Consider the following 19,821-nt stretch of genomic DNA (forward strand, 5'->3'; position numbering starts at 1 on the left):
TTACCAACCTCTCTCAGCATATTTATTCTCCAATGTTTTAATCTCGAGTCCTGACATAGCCTCTCCGAGGTTTTCCGACAGTTCTGCCAATTTCACCGGATCGTTATAATAGGTAACAGCCTGAACAATAGCTCTTGCCCGTTTTGCCGGATCACCGGATTTGAAGATTCCGGAACCTACGAATACCCCTTCGGAGCCCAACTGCATCATCAAGGCAGCGTCGGCAGGAGTGGCGATACCACCGGCAGCAAAATTCACGACAGGTAATTTCCCATTTTCGTGTACATATTTCACTAATTCATAAGGAGCTCCGAATTCTTTTGCCAGACTCATCAATTCTTCCATTCCGGCATTTTTCACCCGCCGCATATCATCGTTGATCTGGCGCATATGAGTCACCGCTTCAACGACATTTCCGGTTCCAGCTTCTCCCTTGGTACGAATCATAGCAGCCCCTTCACCGATACGCCGTAAAGCTTCACCCAAATTACGTGCTCCACATACGAACGGCACTTTGAAGGCTGTTTTATCTACATGATAAAGTTCGTCGGCAGGCGTCAATACTTCACTTTCATCGATAAAGTCGATACCGATGGCTTCCAATATCTGAGCTTCCACAAAATGACCGATTCTCACTTTGGCCATCACCGGAATAGAAACAGCTTTCTGAATGGCTTTGATCATCTGCGGATCGGACATCCGGGCAACTCCACCGTCACGACGGATATCTGCCGGTACTCTCTCTAATGCCATTACGGCACAAGCTCCTGCTGCCTCAGCAATTTTTGCCTGCTCTGCATTAGTCACATCCATGATCACTCCACCTTTCAACATCTGTGCAAGGTTTTTGTTTAATTCATATTTTCCCATAATTGTAGGTTATAAACAGTTTTAATAAAATATTATTTGAATCACTCAAATTCATTCAAAACCATAAATGGTCGTTTTCCGATAAATTTCTCCCGGCACTAAAAGTGTAGACGGAAACTCAGGATGATTGGGAGAATCGGGCCAGAACTGAGCTTCCAGAGCTACTCCGGCATAAGGTCCGTATTGTTTACCATCCTTAGCCTGCTTTACATTCAGAAATTTTCCCGTGTACACTTGCACTCCCGGATAATCGGAACATACATAAAGTTTTATACCTGTCTGATCATCAAAAAGTTCTGCCATTCGAATCAGTTTCCCGGAATTGTTGAATACAAAACAGTCGTCCAGTCCTCCCTGGTTACCGATCACACCTTGTAAAGATGCCGGCGAAGTGAAATCATAATCTCCGGTAGCCGTAACAAAAGTCCCGTCCGGAATCAAATCGTCGGTCTTTAAATAGCGGTCGGTATATAATTTCAGGGTATGTCGTTTAATATCGGCAGCCTCCGGATTCAGGTTAAAATAAGGATGGTGAGTCAGATTGACAAAACATTTTTTATCGGTAACAGCTTCATAATCGATTCGTAAAGCTTTCTCCTGCAGCGAAAACCCGACTTTCACCTGTAGTGTTCCCGGATAGGCTTCTTCGCCGTCGGGACTGCAATAAGTCAACGTCAGCGAATCTGTACCGGCTTGTCCGACGTTCCAGATCTTTTTATCGAAACCACACAATCCTCCATGCAGATGGTTTTCACCATTATTTATCGCCAACTGATATTTTACACCGTCGATCTCAAATCTTCCCCGGGCAATCCGATTCCCATAACGTCCGATTATCGCTCCCAGATAAGCTCCGCTAGCAATATATTCCGGCGATTCGTAATCTTCGGCCTTTTCCATACCCAGCAACACATCTACAACCTTTCCCTGCAAATCTTTCGTCAGCATGCGGGTTAAAGTTGCCCCTAAAGTAGAAATATGTACTTCGAGGTGCGTATTTTTCAATATATAGATCTGTGGTTTCATACGTAAATACTTCTATTTATTCCAATTACTCTACCAATCCCTTACACTTTAAAACAAAAAATAACTAATTTCTTACTAACTGTTCGCAAAGATATTAATTTCCTTTAATAAAAAAGAGAAAAATCACCATCAATAATGAAAAGATATAGCGTGTATATCTTACCATTCTTAACAGTTTAAGTTGTGCTACTAAAAAAAATGTTATATTTTTGTCCGAATATTTGCGTGCAGAGCATATAGAGCAGAACACAACTAACAATAAATATGAACACACTAGAATTAGAACATAGATTTGAAGAAATCTATGGGAAACGAGCGGAGCATACCTACTTTGCTCCGGGCCGGGTGAACCTTATCGGGGAACACACGGATTACAACGGAGGGCTGGTCTTTCCCTGTGCGTTGAGCTTCGGGACCTATCTTTTGATAGCGAAGCGTGAAGACCGTCAAAATCGTTTTTCGAGTGTAAATATGGATCGTTCTTACACCGCTAATGCAAACGCTTTCGAAGACAAACCTACCGCCTGGATCAAGTATCCGATCGGCGTGATGAAAGAATTTGCAGAACGGGGCTCCGACGTATGGGGGTACGATCTTTTGTACTATGGAAACATTCCGAATGGAGCAGGTCTTTCTTCCTCAGCTTCTATCGAGGTAGTCACAGCAGTGATGCTGAACGATGTCACGAAGGTACACCTCGATATGACCGAGCTGGTCAAAATTTCGCAAAAAGCTGAAAACGATTACGTCGGGGTCAACTGTGGAATTATGGATCAGTTTGCTGTCGGCATGGGCAAAGCCAATCACGCGATCGCTCTGGATTGTGCCAGTCTGAAATACGAGTATGTCCCTTTACATATGGAAGGATATAAGCTCGTCATCGCCAATACCAATAAAAAAAGAGGATTAGCAGATTCTAAGTACAACGAACGGAGAAGCGAATGTGAACAGGCGGTCGCTTCTATTTCAAGCCGGCATCCGATCACTTTCCTCTGTGAATTGACGCCCACCGAATTCGGGCAGTATTGTACTTCGATTTCCGACCCGATCGTTTACCGCAGAGCAAAACATGCTGTGCACGAGCATGCCAGAGTCAAACAAGCCATCGATGCCTTAAAAACAGGTAAACTGACAACGTTCGGGCAATTGATGAATGCCTCCCACCGATCGCTGAAAGACGACTACGAAGTGACAGGGATCGAATTAGATACCCTGGCTGAAGAAGGTCAGCAGCTGGAAGGAGTTTTAGGATCACGGATGACCGGTGCCGGCTTCGGTGGCTGTACCGTAACGCTGATTCAAGAAGAACAGGTCGATCGTTATATCCGGGAAGTAGGGAAAATCTACAAGGACAAAACCCATCTGGAAGCCACATTTTATATCGCCGACATCGGTGAAGGAGCACGTAAATTAAATTAATAATCACATAAAATTTTATTATGAATCCAAGTTTTCATATAATTGATTTCGTAATCGTCGGAATATACGCGATTCTACTAGTGGGTGTAGGTCTGTGGGTATCACGGACTAAAAAAGGACACACCAAAACTGCCGAGGACTACTTCCTGGCCAGTAAAGCATTGCCTTGGTGGGCTATCGGTTCTTCTCTGATTGCCGCCAACATCTCAGCAGAACAATTTATCGGTATGTCCGGTTCAGGTTTTGCCGGAGGTCTGGCTATTGCTTCCTATGAATTTATGGCAGCTCTGACCTTGATTATCGTTGGAAAATTCTTCCTGCCGATTTTTATCAAACAAGGGATTTACACGATTCCGGAATTTGTGGAAAAACGGTTTTCGACCAATCTGAAGACCATCCTGGCTGTATTCTGGATCGCTCTCTTTGTTTTTGTCAACCTGACTTCTGTATTATTCCTGGGTGGTAAAGCCATCGACACGATTGTAGGTGTTGGAGATGGCAGTATGATCGTTCCGGCTATTATCGCGCTGGCTATTTTCGCAGCAGCTTACTCATTATATGGCGGATTATCGGCTGTAGCCTGGACAGATGTCATTCAGGTTGCTCTGCTAGTCATCGGTGGTATTATTACAACCTTAATCGCCTTGCATTACGTCACTCCCGACGGAGGAATCCTGAATGGAATCTCTCACATCGCCGATGCTGCCAGTGATAAATTCGATATGGTACTCTCCCGCGATAACAAGGAGTTCAACAATCTTCCGGGTATCTATGTATTGATCGGTGGACTGTGGGTAGCCAACCTATACTACTGGGGCTTCAACCAGTACATCATCCAACGTACCCTGGCAGCCAAATCACTGACAGAAGCACAACGGGGTATCGCCTTTGCAGCCTTCCTGAAAATGTTGATTCCTTTCATCGTAGTTATTCCGGGAATCGTTGCCTGGGTAATGTATTCCGAAGACCTGTACGGCGCCAGAAGTGCTTTCGAAATTGCAGGTTCTACCGCATTGAACAATGACAATGCTTATCCCTGGCTGATCAGTACCTTCATTCCCGTCGGTGTGAAAGGCCTGGTACTAGCCGCCTTAGCTGCAGCGATCGTTTCTTCGCTGGCTTCTATGCTGAATTCAACTTCCACCATTTTTACGATGGATATCTATAAACCATATATCAATCGCGAAGCTTCGCAAACAAAACTGGTCAACGTAGGCCGTTTAACAGCCGGTATCGCCTTGATCATAGCCGTATGTATGGCCCCGCTATTGGGAGGTATCGATCAGATGTTCCAATACATTCAGGAGTATACCGGTTTGGTAAGCCCGGGTATTTTGGCTGTATTCTTAATGGGATTGTTCTGGAAGAAAGCAACGAACAAAGGAGCGATCTGGGGTGTACTTTGTTCCATTCCAATCGCTCTGATCTTTAAACTCTTACCACTCGAGATGCCGTTCATGGACCAAATGTTCTACGCAACCTTGTTGACGATTGTAGTGATCTTTATGGTCAGCCTGAGCAGTAATCCCGCAGATGATGATCCGAAAGCGATCAAACTGACTGCCGATATGTTTAAAACAGACAAAGTATTCAATATTTGTGCTTATATCATCTGTATCTTATTGGTAGTGATCTACACCGCATTCTTCTAAAAAAAAACAGGGATGAAAGCTTATCTTTCATCCCTGATTCTATCCTTATTTTACAAATAGGTCTTCAGCCGTTTGTTGTTCTTCACCTCTTTCAATTTCCGGATCGCTTTAGTCTTCACCTGTCTGACTCTTTCACTCGTCAAACCTAATTTCGTTCCGATTTCTTCGAGTGACATCGAGGAATATCCGTTCAGGCCATAATACATACTTAAAATAGTAGCTTCACGTACCGACAAAGCAGCGAACGAACGTTCGATATCGGTTTTCAGTGAGTCCTGATTCAGTGAACTTTCAGGAGCCTGGATAGAAGGATCGGGAGCGATATATACATCGTAGAGGGAAATAGATTCTTCATCGGTCGTCAAAGGAGCATCCATAGATACCGGCTTCGTGGCGATCTTCATGTTTTCCTTTACCTCCTCGGGCGTCATATCCATTTTCTCTGCAATCTCTTCTTCTGTCGGTTCGCGTTGGAACTCTTGTTCCAACAAAGTATAACACCGATTCACCTTATTGATCGTACTGATCTTATTCAATGGCAACCGGATAAGCCGGGCATTTTCAGCTATTGCCTGAAGGATAGACTGACGAATCCACCATACAGCGTAAGAAATAAATTTGAATCCTTTGGTTTCGTCGAAGCATTCGGCCGCTTTGATCAATCCGACATTTCCTTCATTGATCAGATCACCTAAAGTCAGCCCATGATTTTGATACTGTTTCGCGACAGAAACGACAAACCGCAGATTACTCAATACCAGTTTTTCCCTTGCCGCCCGGTCTCCACTTCTGATTTTTTTTGCCAAATCGGCTTCTTCTTCGGGAGATAAAACATGGATTTTACCTATCTCCTGAAGATATTTCTCGATGGAGTACGACTCGCGCCCCGTAATTTGCTTGGTAATCTTAAGCTGTCTCATATCAGGATAATCGCTCTTAAAGTTAATAATTTGATTTATAAAAACAAATTTTCAGACTTCTTTTTCATCTTTCAGTAATAATACGAGACCAGCCAAGGCTTAGTTACAAGTAATCAGATAAAAAAAAGTAACTTTTTTTTGGAGACACCAAAAAAATCCCTACTTTTGCAGTCCGAAGTGAGAAAATAATGCTAAAATATATTTTACAATGAAACGGACATTTCAACCCTCAAACACCAAAAGAAGAAACAAACACGGTTTCAGAGAAAGAATGGCAACTGCCGGAGGTAGAGCAGTATTAGCCAGAAGAAGAGCAAAAGGAAGAAAGAAGCTGACCGTATCTGATGAACGCAGACACAAGGCCTAATTCTTTACAGATATAAAAAAAGCTGCTCCGAGGGCAGCTTTTTTTATATGGAATAGCTTAAATTTGTCTGAGAAATACATCGAACATGAGTAAACAGGGAAAGAAAATAGAAGATATCGATCAATTACTGGCCATGGCCGGCTCCAACCTCAGCATCCTGGAGGAAGAAGTGGATATCAAGGTGCAGAAAGAATACTTCGAAATGGTAAACTTACTCAGTAAACGAACTGAAAACTACCAAAAAACAAGCAAACAATACCTGGAAAACATCAATGACCTCTATGACGATACGATCGACCCGGAAATCAAAAAGAAAATGCTGGTCGTATTGGCAACTCTGGACGATGTTTCGGTATACCGTGCTATCGAAAATTTTTCGAAACAAGACACTCCCTTAAAAAAATGGGCGATTATAGCGCTCCAACAATCCAGAATGTTATTACAATCGACTCTGCTGGATGATCCCGGTGTGTTTATCTCTACAGGGCTGGGAGGTCAAGGGTTATTATTGCGGTATTTCTGTGTGTTTTTTTACCGCGTTCCCGGCGACTTACCCTCTTTTCAGCAAAATACGCTGAAAAATGAAGCAGAAACAGCCATTAACAATGCTCAAGGCTGTATCGAATCTACGGAATTTAAAGGGAATTATGCCGTGATGCTGTTGCTCCTTCCTCTGAAAACAGAGCTTCAACCCCTTTTCGCAGGAATTATCGACGAATGTAATCAATACGGTAATTTCTTACATGAGAATATGATCATCACAAACGTGAAAAAATTGACGGATGAAGAAATCATGCATTTGTTGCATGCCAAAAACAAACCGGAATAAACGATCTCAAAAGGTAAAACGTAGCTGCAAAGCAAGATCATACCATTTATTTCCTTCTACTTTCGTGACTCCCGAACCGATTACTTCCCGGTCGGGATACACCGTAAATCCACTCTTTAGGTAACAAGTCAGGCTGTTTAACGGTTTCCAACTCAAGTTCAGGTAAGTACGCCACCCCTCTCCCATAAAAGAAGGAAAGGAGTATCCATACAGCACATTATTCTCGTATGCATAAATCCTGGACTGATAGGAATCGGTCTTAAACCAAGCCAAACGATATTGCATTTTAAAACGACTATTCCGGGTTGCATAAATCAAATCCTGATAGACCAGGAAACCTTTTTCCTTGATCTGTTCTTTATGGTAATGAGAAAGGCTGAAACGTGTTCTTAACTCCAACTGACGAGTTACCCGATAACCGATCTGATAACGGTATTCACTTTTTTCCCGCTGAACAGAGATTTTTTCTTTCGTATCTTCGGGATGGATCTCCCGTTTTAACCGAAAACGATGTTCCCAGTTCCCATGCCGGTAACCGATCTGTCCCAACAGTTCCCACCCCGATCCGGGAATAGTAGCTCCATAACGGGGACTGAAAAAACGAAACCAATCATAGTACAGATTAATCTTCAAGTTTTTCAGAGGAGATATATCGGTACCGAAATACACCCCCTCCTCATTGGATGTATTGGAATATTCGCCAAATCCGGCAGCATAATGGGAGATATATTTTTTATCGTAACGACGATAAAGCAAACAGGCAGATAAGAATGAATTTCCCCACCTCAGCCCGTTGATCGTAGCCCAGGAACCGATTCCGCTAAAAGCCGTTTCTCCGAACCAATATATTCCGCGAAACGAAGTTTTATAATCCACACTCATCAAAAAACGTTTGTGCCCTGTATCGTTATATTGCTGATAAATACGATCCCCGATCATCAAGGCCGGTTTAAAATCATAATACAAAGCGTTCAGACCGAGCTTAAAGGCCGGTGCATTCCAATGTACGGCTCCTCCCGTAGTCAGTTCTTCCAGGGTATGTTTTTTCCGGCACTCGTTATTATTACGGTGATAACCGGATTCATACAAAGAAACCGACAGCAGATCCTCTTCTGCCAGTGTATCCGCCTGCACGATATTACCATCGGTTTTCTTCCTGGAAAAAAACACATCCGCCGTTACCTGCCGACAGGGTTTCAAAGTCAGGGCAACGCCTTTCAGGTAATTATTTTCATCGGCAGAAGTGTAGGGCGAAAAACCTTTGCCCGATTTCTCGTTTCCGACGACAACCTCCGATTTCCCGGAAGCAAAACCACCCCAGGCCACTAAGCCTTGCCCCCATTGTAAGCGGTAATTACCCAAAAGAATCCGTTGGAAAAAACGATCTGTATGAATACTTATGTGGGCTGATAAAAAATCAAAACCGGTTTTCTGATACCGGGTAAAATATCCTTCACCCGGATCATTTTCAAGAGTCAAACCAGCTTGCAGATGTTGCCCGATCGTCGCTTTATACTTGAGTAACAGCCCGACCGGAGGGCCATGGAAGCGATTATCTACTTTGCGCTCATACTCTTTCCGGGTATCGAAATCAACCGGAGAATAGGTTGTATACCCTTCCTGCAAGGGGAGACTCACTTTGGCACGGGTCAGTAATTCCTGTCGGCTACGTAACCTTATCGCTTTCACCCGGTCCTGCACTTCCGGATGCCCTAAAGTAATGAAAGACCGGATATTCTCCAGATCTTTCTTCCCAATTCCCGGCACCAACAATAACTCGTTGATATGAAGAAAATTCCCGTATTTCTTTCGAAATTCCAACAACTGGTCAATCTGACTGTCGGACAATAAAAACAACATCTTGAGGGAATCGAACCCGGCCATATTTACGTTCACAGGAGTCATCAACAGATTAGAAAGGATATCGACCATCTCCTCGTATCCATCTTCTGTATTCAGAATATCATTTCCTTCCAACAAACGTTCAATATCAGGTAAATCCTGTGCCCAAACATCCAAAGAGACCAGTGAAAACAATAGAAATAACCCAAATTGCCAGCATCTCATCGTACTGAAAATTATACAACTTCTGCCAGGCCGGACCTCGCAACAAGCAGTAAGCTGTAGTTCTGCATCAGATATAAAATCCTAACATCCCGTTACCACAAGGGGGAACTCTCCATTAAAAATACCGACGGTATGAAATTAAGCGACGAAACAGAACGAACAAAAAATAAATTACCTTATACCGCCGGCATCACGCTATGACCACACAACAATAACACCTCATCTTATTATATTTTCAAATTTATGAATTATTTACTTAAAAACAAACTTAATTTAAAAATATTTACAAAAGAAAATCCCGTAAAGAATAGATAACTCTTTACGGGATGATATATCAGTCGGTTCAGATCAATTTGTTTTGAAATTATATTTCACCGCAGCCAATTCTTTATTGGCATCGACGATCTTCTTTTTCAAAGATTCTTTAAAATGAATCATCTTTTCTTTCAACTCCCGATCTCCGACAGCCAATATTTGTACGGCGAGAATTCCAGCATTCATCGCTCCGTTGATAGCCACTGTAGCGACAGGAATTCCCGGAGGCATCTGAGTAATAGCCAACAAAGCATCCATTCCGTTCAAAGAGGCGTTGATCGGCACCCCGATCACCGGCACCGGTGTCATGGCCGCAATGACTCCGGGCAGATGGGCAGCCATACCGGCTCCGGCGATAATGACTTCTATTCCTCTCTCTGCAGCCTGTTTGGCAAAAGCCTCCACCTCTGCAGGAGTACGATGAGCCGACAAGGCATTCATTTCAAATGGAATACCCATGTCATCCAATACTTTCGCCGCCTTCTCCATAATGGCCAGATCGGAAGTACTCCCCATAATAATACTTACTCTTGGATTCATTCGATATTTGTTTTATAAGGTAAAATTCATCAGACTAATCGATACAAAAATAAATATAATCTGATTTGTCCCTCCATATATGCCTTAAAAATATTACTTTTGTCCAAATAAATACTCAAAGGGATAGCAATTTAGCAAAATGGGAAATATCATATTACATGACAAAGAGTTTCGTCCTTTTATCGAAGCTACTAAAATCGATCAAGTCATTACCCGAATGGCCGAACAGATGAACCGGGAGCTAGCCGATACCCAACCTCTATTTTTAAGTATTTTGAACGGTTCTTTTATGTTCACATCAGACCTGATTAAACAAATCGTCATTCCGGGTACACAAATCAGCTTTGTCAAAGTCGCTTCCTATAGCGGAACCTGTTCTACCGGAGCAATCCAAGAGTTGATCGGGCTAAAAGAGGACATACAGAACCGTACGGTCGTCATTCTGGAAGATATCATCGACTCCGGAAGATCGATGAAGCATTTGCTGGAATATTTACATGCTAAGAATCCGAAACAAGTGATCGTCGCCACTTTATTCCATAAACCCAAAGCCGCAGTCTGTCAGGTACCCATCGCCTACAAAGGCATTGAACTGGAAAACGATTTTGTCGTGGGAAGAGGCTTGGATTACGATGGTTTGGGAAGAAATTATCCGGATCTCTATATCCTGAATGCCTAAGATTTTTTACCTTTTACTTTTTCATATTATGGCTTCTACGAATTTTGTCGATTATGTAAAAACCTTCTGCCGGAGTGGTGCCGGAGGCCGGGGATCCGCCCATTTACACCGGGATAAACGAACGATGAAAGGCGGACCGGATGGAGGTGACGGAGGACGGGGAGGCAATGTCATCGTCCGTGGAAACCGAAATTACTGGACACTGATCCATTTGAAATACCAGCGCCATGTATTTGCAGGTGACGGCGGAAACGGAAGTGAAGACCGGAGTACAGGTGCCGATGGTGAAGATGTTACAATCGAAGTTCCTTTAGGAACGGTTGCCCGGGATGCAGAAACCGGCGAAACGATTTGTGAAATCACACAAGACGGGGAAAGTTTTATCCTGGTCAAGGGAGGACGCGGAGGTCTGGGCAATTGGAATTTCCGTTCGGCAACGAATCAAACGCCCCGTTTTGCACAGCCCGGAGAGCCCCGCGTCGAACGGACGGTCATTCTCGAATTAAAGGTATTAGCGGATGTGGGCCTCGTAGGATTCCCCAATGCCGGCAAATCGACCTTATTGTCGGTAGTATCTGCTGCTAAACCCGAAATCGCCAATTACCCTTTCACGACACTCGTTCCTAACCTGGGAATCGTCAATTACCGCGATGGACGTTCGTTCGTTATGGCAGATATTCCCGGTATTATCGAAGGAGCACACCAAGGAAAAGGACTGGGTATCCGATTTTTGCGCCACATCGAACGCAACTCGGTATTGCTATTTCTGGTACCTGCCGACAGTCAGAATATTCATCAGGAATATAACATCCTGTTAAACGAATTGAAACAATACAATCCGGAGCTTTTGGATAAAAAACGCGTATTGGCCATTTCAAAATCAGACTGTGCCGATAAAGAACTGATGGCAGAGATGGAGTGCGATCTCCCCGATATCCCTTATGTCTTTATCTCCTCTGTGACAGGAACCGGCCTTACCGAATTGAAAGATATACTCTGGAAAGTCCTCAATGAATAAATTTTGGCAGTTATATACCTTACACCGATAAATGTAGAATTATTTTGTTACTTGTTCGTCTTCGGTGTTCGTGTTGGGGGACCCGGTCGCTTCTGTCGGTCGTCTACCTTTTTCTTTCACTGACCGGCGGAACTCGCTTCGCTCAGACACCACCGGTCGGGCGTTCAGAAAAAGCAAGACGACACCCGACAGAGCTCCAATGGTCCCCCAACACGAACACCTCCGACTTACGTTATCACTGCATGGAAAACGAACTGTGACCTGAAAAGTATAAACTTCTATCAAACAGCTGTTTTTCTGCCCCCCTACATGAGGGATTAATTCAGCCATCGCTATTTTATAGAAATAATCCGGTCAGGTAACCCAGGTATCCATACTCCGGTCAGGGTGGCCTGCTCTTTCATTCAATAAAACTTTCCTTCTTTGCCCTGTAGTGCTGACGGAAGATGGAGGGTTTTGTGGCGGAAGACCATTGGAGCAGGAACGAGGGTCCGGTTAGGTTTTCCGAACGCCCGACCGGTAGTGTCTGACGAGCCTGCGAGGAGTTCCGCCGGTCAGTGAAGGAAAGCCTTAGCGGACCGGTCCAGGCGAACCGGCCTGACGGCACAAAACCCTGCATCGGAATAGAAAGAAAAAATGAACCTACCATAGATTTGGAGAACGGGGAAATTAAAGTTTACTTTACTTTTTTCTTTTCCCCTTTCTCCGTTGCACCCAAGAAAACCTACATTTAGTGTAAACATGTATATAAATACCTATTTATCCCCATTCTACTTGTGTCTTTCTTTCAATACCCGGATGACATCCTCCAGCCCATATCCTTTGGCAATCAATAAAACCAGATAATGATACATCAAGTCGGCCGCTTCATTTAAAAACAAATCTTCATTGTCGTCTTTCGCTTCGATTACTAATTCCACAGCTTCTTCCCCAACCTTTTGAGCGACCTTATTTATTCCTTTGGAAATCAAACGGGCCGTATAGGACTCTTCCGGAGAATCATTTTTCCTTTTTTGCAGGAACTTTTGTAAGAAGAACAAAAAATCCGCCTCCTCATTCTTCTCTCCCCAACAGGTATCTGTTCCAGTATGGCAAGTCGGTCCGAGCGGTTTGGCTTTAACCAATAAAGTATCGCCATCACAATCGGCTTGTATGTCTTTCAGGTATAGAAAATGTCCGCTTTCTTCACCTTTTGTCCACAACTTTTGCCGGGACCTGCTAAAAAAACAAACTTTTCCATTCGTCAGGGTTAATGTCAAGGCCTCCCGGTTCATATAGCCGAGCATCAAAACCGTCCTGGTCTCTGCATCTTGAATGATAGCAGGGATCAAACCATTTTCGTCAAATTTCAAATTTTCTATTTCCATCTTATATCTTTTCAATTATTTACCCTCTTACCGTTATCCCGTTTTGCCGCAAGTAGGCTTTCACCTGTCCGACAGTCAGCCTGCCATAATGAAATACCCCGGCAGCCAAAGCAGCATCTGCTTTACCTTTTGTAAATACTTCATTAAAATCCGCTAGTTTTCCTGCACCACCGGAAGCAATGACCGGAACATTCACCAATCCGCTCAACCGGGCTATCGCTTCGCAGGCGAATCCCCGGTTCGTCCCATCATGGTCCATAGAAGTGAATAATATTTCCCCGGCTCCCCGCTCTCCGACTTCCAGTGCCCAAGTGTATAATTCTCTTTCAGTTCTTAGTCTTCCTCCTTTACTGTATACGCACCATTCTTCCTTTTCATATCGGGCATCGATAGCCACAACAATACATTGTTTCCCAAAATGATAGGCTAACCGATCGATTAAATCCGGTTCGGACAGAGCTGCCGAATTGACCGATATCTTATCCGCCCCCTTTTTTAATAAAGCCTCAACATCTGCCTCCCGGGCAATGCCGCCTCCGACAGTAAAAGGGACATCGACTGCAGTAGCCACACGCTCCACCCAGCTCAGGCGGGTACTCCGGTTGTCATTACTGGCAGTGATGTCTAAAAACACCAGTTCATCAGCACCGGCAACAGAATACTTCTTTGCTAATTCTACAATATCACCGGCATCTTTCAAATCGTTGAAATGTACTCCTTTCACCGTCCGTCCCTCTTTAACGTCCAAACAAGTGATTATTCTTTTAGCTAACAAAATCAAAAATTTTTAAGTGATTTCAAATCTATTTTCTTTTCATACAAAGCCTTCCCAACGACCACGGCTTCTACTCCAACTTCTGCAAGCTGTTGTAAATCTACCGTTCCACTCACTCCCCCTGAAGCGATCAACCGAATCTCCGGATAAAGGCGAAGTAATTCCCGATACAAGCCGATAGCCGTTCCATCCATCATCCCATCCCGGGTGATATCCGTACACATCAAATGCCCGATCCGTCCCCGATAGGACTCAATCAATTGAAAAATCGTCGTATCGGTCACCTTTTTCCATCCCTGAATACACACCTTGGTATTCCAGACATCAGCTCCGATAATTACTCTTTCATACCCATACTTTTCCAGCCATTCAGCGGTTTGTTCGGGATTTGTCTGAGCGATACTGCCAACACAAGCATAATCAGCCCCCGCTTCAAACACACGACGCATATCCTCATCAGTCTTCACCCCTCCTCCAAAATCTACGGACAAACGGGTATGTTTACAAATCGTTTCAAGCACAGCCCAATTGACAACTCCCGACGCTTTCGCCCCATCCAGATCGACCAAATGCAGCCGATCCAGTCCGGCCTCTTCAAACAGGCGTGCCATTTCTAAAGGGTTAGCCGAATATATCTTACACTGTCCATAATTTCCTTGAGTTAAACGGACACATTTCCCACCGATAATATCGATTGCAGGTATAATTTTCATTTTCAATTTTATACTATATCTAAAAAGTTCTTTATTATTTTTTCTCCGGCACCGGCAGATTTTTCAGGATGGAATTGGCATCCATAAAAATTATTTTTACAAATAGCAGCGGCGAAAGAACACTGATAGTCGCAAGTTGCGATACAATAAGCTGTAACAGGAACATAATAGGAATGTACAAAATACATCCATTCCCCGGGATTTATCCCTTGAAACAAAGTAGTTTTCAGCTTCCGGACCGTATTCCACCCCATATGAGGCACTTTACAACTGTCTGTAAACTTCTTCACTTCCATAGGAAAGATACCCAATCCCCATGTATTTTCTTCTTCCGAAAACCGGCACATCAACTGCATCCCCAGACAAATTCCCAATACGGGCATTTCCAGTTGTGGGATTATCCGATCTAATCCTTTATCTTTCAATTGCTTCATGGCAGCAGCAGCTTGTCCGACACCCGGAAATATCACACGGTCGGCCCGGGCGATCAGCCTGACATCACTACTCAAGACCGCCTGAACCCCTAAGCGTTGTAAAGCAGTCGTCACTGAAAAGACATTCCCGGCTCCATAATCGATAATAACAACTTTCATGATCTCCTATTTATCTGTACAATCATTTCGTCATTCCTAAACTAAGCGAGACAGCCCTTCGACGAAGGGATCCCTCCTCCGGTTTGCCGGATAGCCTGCCGTACGGCACGGGCAAAAGCTTTGAATACAGCCTCCAGAATATGATGCGTATTTTCTCCCTGGGCCGAGATATGCAGATTGCACTGCCCGCTCTGACAAAAAGAAGCAAAAAAATGCCGGGCCATCTCCGTCGGAAAATCTCCGACATATTCCCGTTTCAAAGTAACCCCCCATTCCAACCAAGTCCTTCCGCCGAAATCGAGTAATACCTCTGCCTTTGCATCGTCCATAGGCAAAGCAAAACCATATCTTTCGATTCCTTTTTTACTTCCCAGGGCTTTAGCGAAACACTCCCCCAATACAATAGCCGTATCCTCAACGGTATGATGCTCGTCGACCTTCAAATCTCCCCGTACTCCGATCTCCAGATCTACCCCTGCGTGCCGGGCGATTTGTTCCAGCATATGGTCGAAAAACGACAAACCGGTCTTTATACTGCAACAACCTTCCCCATTCAAATTTAAAGTAACAGTTACCTCTGTCTCCGCAGTTTTCCTACAAATCCGGACTTTCCGGCTTCCTGATATTATAAATCGGGTAATTTCCCGCCAGGAATCTGTATGCAATACCACCGGTAAATCGGTCTCCCGCCATTCTCCCAGCCAAATCCCTTTTATCCCCATATGAGCAGCCAGCTGCATATCGGTCTCCCGATCCCCGATCACATAGGAATTTTCAGTATCCAAATATTCATTCAAATATTTTTCTACCATCCCTATTCCGGGTTTTCTAAAACGGGAATATTCTTCCGGCCGGCTCGGATCGATACATATCTCGTCGAAAACGATCCCTTCACTTTCCAACACCTTCAACATCAATGTTTGCGGAAGCATAAAATCTTCCATAGGAAAATCGGCAGTCCCTAAGCCATCCTGGTTACTCACCATCACCAATCGAAAATCCGTATTCCCGGTAATCTCCCGCAGTGCTCCGATCACTCCCGGCATAAACTCCAGTTTTTCCGGCCGGTCCACCTGAAAATTGTCTGTCGGTTCTTTGATGATCGTACCGTCCCGGTCTATAAATAACATCTTTTTCATAAGGTATTCACTTCCATTACATTATCATATTCATGAAGAACTTCCAGCAACCGATCGTTCTCCTCCCGGGTACCGACAGTGATCCGGATTCCTCCTCCGATCAAAGGCGGAATATCCCGTAACCGTACAACCACCCGACAAGCAATCAGATAGCGATATAACTTCTGACAAAATTCAGTGATGACCAATATAAAATTGGCTTCCGAATCATATACTCGCCGGAATATACCCAACCCTCTCAATTCCCGGATCAGACGCTCCCGTTCGAGGATAATCCCAGTCCGCCGATTCTGGAAAAGATCATATTGCCGGAGAAGGGCCAAAGCGGTCTGTTGGGTCAGCCCCCCGATATTATAAGGAGCTTTCACCCGATTCAATATTCCGACTACTTCCGGATCGGCTAAGCCTATCCCCAAACGCAATCCTGCCATTCCCCAAGCTTTCGACAGAGTCTGCAAAACAACGACATTCCGGTATTTATCCAATAAATGCACCGCAGAAGGTGCGTCTGTAAAATCGATATAGGCCTCGTCGACGATCACCATTCCCTGAAACTCCCCACACAACCGCTCAATCTGCCCGTAAGGGATAACCTTCCCGGTAGGATTATTAGGCGTACAAAGGAAAATCAGTTTGGTGCGATCGTCCACTCGTCGTCTCAACTCGGACCAGTCGGGTAACAAATCGGCTGTCAGATCGATTTTTTTCACTCCAACCCGATTAATCGCAGCACTCACTTCATACATAGCATAACCGGGAGAAAAGACGACTATATTATCTTCCGCAGGTTCGCAGAAACTCCGGATCAATAAATCGATCAGCTCATCGCTCCCATTTCCCAAAATCATATGATCCACCTTCACTTCCTTCAGTCGGGCCAATTCTTTCTTCAATTCCCGCTGATAAGGATCCGGATAACGATTCACTCCCGTATCGAAAGGATTTTCATTCGCATCGAGTAAAATAGCCTGTCCTCCTTCATACTCCTCCCGAGCACACGAATAAGGTTGTAATTCCCAAATATTTTTACGTATCAATTTTTCTATTTCCATAAATTTCCTCTTATTTCATTGTCCCTCCCTTTCACTTCCAACCTCCAGCCTTTTGCTTTTTTCACTTTTTACTTTCCCTCTTCTTTCCTTATCTCCACCGCCCTCCGGTGTGCATACAAAAGTTCATGCTCCGCCATAACCCCGATGGTCGGAGCCAGATCGAGCAGGCCTTCCCGGGTTATTTCCTGAAAAGTAATTTTTTTCACAAAAGCATCCACATTCACTCCGCTATATGCTTTGGCATATCCATGGGTCGGTAGGGTATGATTGGTACCCGAAGCATAATCTCCTGCACTTTCAGGAGAATAGTTACCCAGAAACACAGAGCCTGCATTTTTTATTTGTGGTATCGAATCGAGATAATTTTCCACACTCAGGATCAAGTGTTCCGGTGCGTATTCATTTGCCAATTCCAAACATTCATCTACATTTTCCAGTACTATCGCTTTCGAATTTTCCAAAGCCTTCGAAGCGATAGTCTTACGGGGCAATACGGCCAATTGGCTTTCTATCTCTTTCTGAACCCGATCGACCAGGCAGCTGTCCGTTGTCAATAATATCACCTGGCTGTCCGGACCGTGCTCAGCTTGTGACAATAAATCGGCCGCTACAAAACGAGGATCGGCCGAACGGTCGGCAATCACCATGACTTCGGAAGGTCCTGCCGGCATATCGATCGCCGTACCATAATTACAGGCCAGCTGTTTTGCCGCTGTAACATACTGATTACCGGGACCGAAGATTTTATACACCTTAGGCACACTCTCCGTGCCGAAAGTCATCGCCCCGATAGCCTGTATTCCCCCGACTTTAAAGACTTTATCCACTCCGCATTGGCGGGCTGTCCATAAAATAGCCGGATGAACTCTACCTGAACGATCCGGAGGTGTACACAAAACGATTTCCTCACAACCGGCAATCCGGGCCGGAACGGCAAGCATCAATACGGTAGAAAACAAGGGAGCACTTCCTCCGGGAATATACAAGCCCACCTTTCCGATCCCTCTAGTCTCTTGCCAGCAACGGAATCCTTTCGGATTGACATATTCGTTCCGTCCGGTCAGTTGCAAAGTATGAAAGGCCTCAATATTTTGCCGGGCCTCCGTTATCGCCCTTTTCAAATCATTGCTTACCTCTCTTTCAGCTTCCCGGAACTCTGCTTCAGCCGCCTGTAAACGTTCTACTTTAGCCTGGTCGAAAAACCAGGTATATTTAACCAAAGCCTTGTCACCGTCTTTCAGGACCTCTGCAAAAATAGTTTTACAAATTTTCTGCAAATCAGCATTTTCCATCTGAGGACGCTTCAATAAGTCCACCCATCTTTCCCGGACGGGATTTATTATTCTTTCCATAGCTATCTCTTTTTCAGTATTACAAAATCATTTTTTCAATCGGCACGATCAGAATCCCTTCCGCTCCGGCTTCCTTCAATTTACCGATTACTTCCCAAAACTCATTTTCATTCACAACCGAATGAACAGACACCCATCCGTTTTCGCGTAAAGGCATGATGGTAGGACTTTTCATTCCCGGTAAAAGCCGACAGATCTGATCCAAAGCTTTTTCAGGAGCATTCAGTAAAATATATTTGTTGTATTTAGCAGCCAATACAGCCTTAATCCGAAATACCAATTGGGCTAACAATTCCTGCTTCTCACCGCATAAACCGGAATTAGCCACCAAAATAGCCTGAGATTCAAAAATCTTATATACCTCTTTCAGGCCGTTTTTAAACAAAGTACTCCCGGAACTGACCAAATCACAAATCGCATCGGCCAATCCGATATTGGGAGCTATCTCCACCGAACCGGAAATCTCATGAATCTCAGCCTCTATATCGTTTTCCGTCAAAAAATCTTTTAAAGAGTTCGGATAAGAAGTCGCAATCTTTTTCCCCTGTAAATAAGAGATGTCCTGAAAATCGACATTTTTAGGTACAGCTATCGATAACCGGCACCTGGAAAACCCCAGGTCGAGCACATGACGGATACCCGTTTTTTTCTCTTTTTCCGTATTATCCCCGATGATGGCAATATCGGCCACCCCATCTCGCACATATTGCGGGATATCGGAATTCCTCAAATACAATACATCCAATCGGAAATTAGAGGCCTGGGCCATTAACTGATCTTTTCCGTTGTTGATAGATATCCCGCACTCTTTCAGTAAAGTCAGTGAATCTTCATTTAAACGGCCGGATTTCTGGATTGCAATTTTTAAGTTTATCATAACGCTATTTAGAGTTAGCGCCCGACTGATCCGGGTAGGCAAAAAAACAAAAAAAGCCCGCCTGAATCAGGCGAGCTTATTATACTTTTATTGAAGACCGAACAGCATAACAACATCATCTCACCTGAAACAGTGATGGCAATGATGATGGTTATGATGTAATGTACTTCTCATTTTTCTTCTTTTATCGCTGCAAATATAAAGGTAAAAAATAACTTTCCAAATAATATCGGTGAAAATGTTATAAATTC

At 44.1% G+C, this 19,821-nt stretch carries 19 protein-coding genes; 6 read left to right on the forward strand and 13 right to left on the reverse strand.

Annotated features, from left to right (window positions below):
- Positions 1-870: a pyridoxal 5'-phosphate synthase lyase subunit PdxS gene (gene pdxS / locus WS42_RS03875; protein ID WP_013612281.1), complete on the reverse strand. Its 870-nt coding sequence runs from the start codon at positions 868-870 to the stop codon at positions 1-3.
- A 51-nt stretch (positions 871-921) separates the two neighbouring features.
- The gene (locus WS42_RS03880; protein WP_013612282.1) at positions 922-1,896 is read right to left on the reverse strand and encodes an aldose epimerase family protein; all 975 of its coding nucleotides are present in this window, start codon (positions 1,894-1,896) and stop codon (positions 922-924) included.
- A 264-nt stretch (positions 1,897-2,160) separates the two neighbouring features.
- On the opposite strand from WS42_RS03880, the gene WS42_RS03885 reads away from it, so the two are divergent.
- The gene (locus WS42_RS03885) at positions 2,161-3,315 is read left to right on the forward strand and encodes a galactokinase (RefSeq protein ID WP_046450764.1); all 1,155 of its coding nucleotides are present in this window, start codon (positions 2,161-2,163) and stop codon (positions 3,313-3,315) included.
- 20 nt (positions 3,316-3,335) lie between these two features.
- Positions 3,336-4,967: a sodium/sugar symporter gene (locus tag WS42_RS03890; protein ID WP_022159336.1), complete on the forward strand. Its 1,632-nt coding sequence runs from the start codon at positions 3,336-3,338 to the stop codon at positions 4,965-4,967.
- 50 nt (positions 4,968-5,017) lie between these two features.
- Here the strand turns inward: WS42_RS03890 and WS42_RS03895 are convergent, their stop codons facing one another.
- Positions 5,018-5,887, reverse strand: a complete 870-nt coding sequence (locus WS42_RS03895) for a sigma-70 family RNA polymerase sigma factor (protein ID WP_013612286.1) — start codon at positions 5,885-5,887, stop codon at positions 5,018-5,020.
- A gap of 208 nt (positions 5,888-6,095) precedes the next feature.
- Here WS42_RS03895 and rpmH point away from each other — a divergent pair, with 208 nt between their 5' ends.
- Positions 6,096-6,254: a 50S ribosomal protein L34 gene (rpmH, locus tag WS42_RS15285; protein ID WP_013612287.1), complete on the forward strand. Its 159-nt coding sequence runs from the start codon at positions 6,096-6,098 to the stop codon at positions 6,252-6,254.
- 85 nt (positions 6,255-6,339) lie between these two features.
- Positions 6,340-7,083 (forward strand): hypothetical protein, encoded by a 744-nt coding sequence (locus WS42_RS03900; protein ID WP_013612288.1) that lies wholly within the window; start codon positions 6,340-6,342, stop codon positions 7,081-7,083.
- A gap of 6 nt (positions 7,084-7,089) precedes the next feature.
- Here the strand turns inward: WS42_RS03900 and WS42_RS03905 are convergent, their stop codons facing one another.
- Both WS42_RS03905 and purE read right to left on the reverse strand, forming a co-directional pair.
- The gene (locus tag WS42_RS03905) at positions 7,090-9,150 is read right to left on the reverse strand and encodes a helix-hairpin-helix domain-containing protein (RefSeq protein WP_046450765.1); all 2,061 of its coding nucleotides are present in this window, start codon (positions 9,148-9,150) and stop codon (positions 7,090-7,092) included.
- A 348-nt stretch (positions 9,151-9,498) separates the two neighbouring features.
- Complete coding sequence (gene purE, locus WS42_RS03910) at positions 9,499-10,005, reverse strand: 5-(carboxyamino)imidazole ribonucleotide mutase (RefSeq protein WP_013612290.1); 507 nt, start codon at positions 10,003-10,005, stop codon at positions 9,499-9,501.
- Between the two features lie 139 nt (positions 10,006-10,144).
- Between purE and WS42_RS03915 the strand changes: the two genes are divergently transcribed.
- Entirely contained in the window at positions 10,145-10,684 is a 540-nt protein-coding gene (locus tag WS42_RS03915) for a phosphoribosyltransferase (RefSeq protein WP_013612291.1), read from the forward strand.
- A gap of 28 nt (positions 10,685-10,712) precedes the next feature.
- Positions 10,713-11,702: a GTPase ObgE gene (gene obgE, locus WS42_RS03920; RefSeq protein WP_013612292.1), complete on the forward strand. Its 990-nt coding sequence runs from the start codon at positions 10,713-10,715 to the stop codon at positions 11,700-11,702.
- A 770-nt stretch (positions 11,703-12,472) separates the two neighbouring features.
- Here obgE and hisIE read toward each other — a convergent pair.
- The 8 genes from hisIE to hisG all read right to left on the reverse strand — a co-directional run bounded on the left by hisIE (position 12,473) and on the right by hisG (position 19,570).
- Positions 12,473-13,069: a bifunctional phosphoribosyl-AMP cyclohydrolase/phosphoribosyl-ATP diphosphatase HisIE gene (hisIE, locus tag WS42_RS03925; protein ID WP_046450766.1), complete on the reverse strand. Its 597-nt coding sequence runs from the start codon at positions 13,067-13,069 to the stop codon at positions 12,473-12,475.
- A gap of 19 nt (positions 13,070-13,088) precedes the next feature.
- A complete protein-coding gene (gene hisF / locus WS42_RS03930) occupies positions 13,089-13,844 on the reverse strand; it encodes an imidazole glycerol phosphate synthase subunit HisF (protein ID WP_046404265.1) in 756 nt (251 codons plus the stop codon).
- A gap of 2 nt (positions 13,845-13,846) precedes the next feature.
- Positions 13,847-14,557: a 1-(5-phosphoribosyl)-5-[(5-phosphoribosylamino)methylideneamino]imidazole-4-carboxamide isomerase gene (hisA, locus tag WS42_RS03935; protein ID WP_046450767.1), complete on the reverse strand. Its 711-nt coding sequence runs from the start codon at positions 14,555-14,557 to the stop codon at positions 13,847-13,849.
- Positions 14,558-14,565: 8 nt separating this feature from the next.
- Positions 14,566-15,150 carry an imidazole glycerol phosphate synthase subunit HisH gene (gene hisH, locus WS42_RS03940; RefSeq protein ID WP_022159709.1) on the reverse strand — a complete coding sequence of 195 codons (585 nt, stop codon included), beginning with the start codon at positions 15,148-15,150 and terminating at the stop codon, positions 14,566-14,568.
- Between the two features lie 41 nt (positions 15,151-15,191).
- Positions 15,192-16,289, reverse strand: a complete 1,098-nt coding sequence (gene hisB, locus WS42_RS03945) for a bifunctional histidinol-phosphatase/imidazoleglycerol-phosphate dehydratase HisB (RefSeq protein WP_046450768.1) — start codon at positions 16,287-16,289, stop codon at positions 15,192-15,194.
- Positions 16,286-17,341 (reverse strand): histidinol-phosphate transaminase, encoded by a 1,056-nt coding sequence (gene hisC / locus WS42_RS03950; RefSeq protein WP_013612299.1) that lies wholly within the window; start codon positions 17,339-17,341, stop codon positions 16,286-16,288. The genes hisB and hisC overlap by 4 nt, the downstream gene beginning before the upstream one ends.
- A gap of 68 nt (positions 17,342-17,409) precedes the next feature.
- Complete coding sequence (gene hisD / locus WS42_RS03955; protein WP_046450769.1) at positions 17,410-18,693, reverse strand: histidinol dehydrogenase; 1,284 nt, start codon at positions 18,691-18,693, stop codon at positions 17,410-17,412.
- 19 nt (positions 18,694-18,712) lie between these two features.
- Positions 18,713-19,570, reverse strand: coding sequence for an ATP phosphoribosyltransferase (hisG, locus tag WS42_RS03960; RefSeq protein WP_022159712.1), 858 nt, complete (start codon positions 19,568-19,570; stop codon positions 18,713-18,715).
- Between the last annotated feature and the right edge of the window lie 251 nt (positions 19,571-19,821).

This window comes from Odoribacter sp. N54.MGS-14 (genome assembly GCF_000980295.1).
In the GTDB taxonomy this organism is placed as follows: Bacteria; Bacteroidota; Bacteroidia; order Bacteroidales; family Marinifilaceae; genus Odoribacter; species Odoribacter splanchnicus.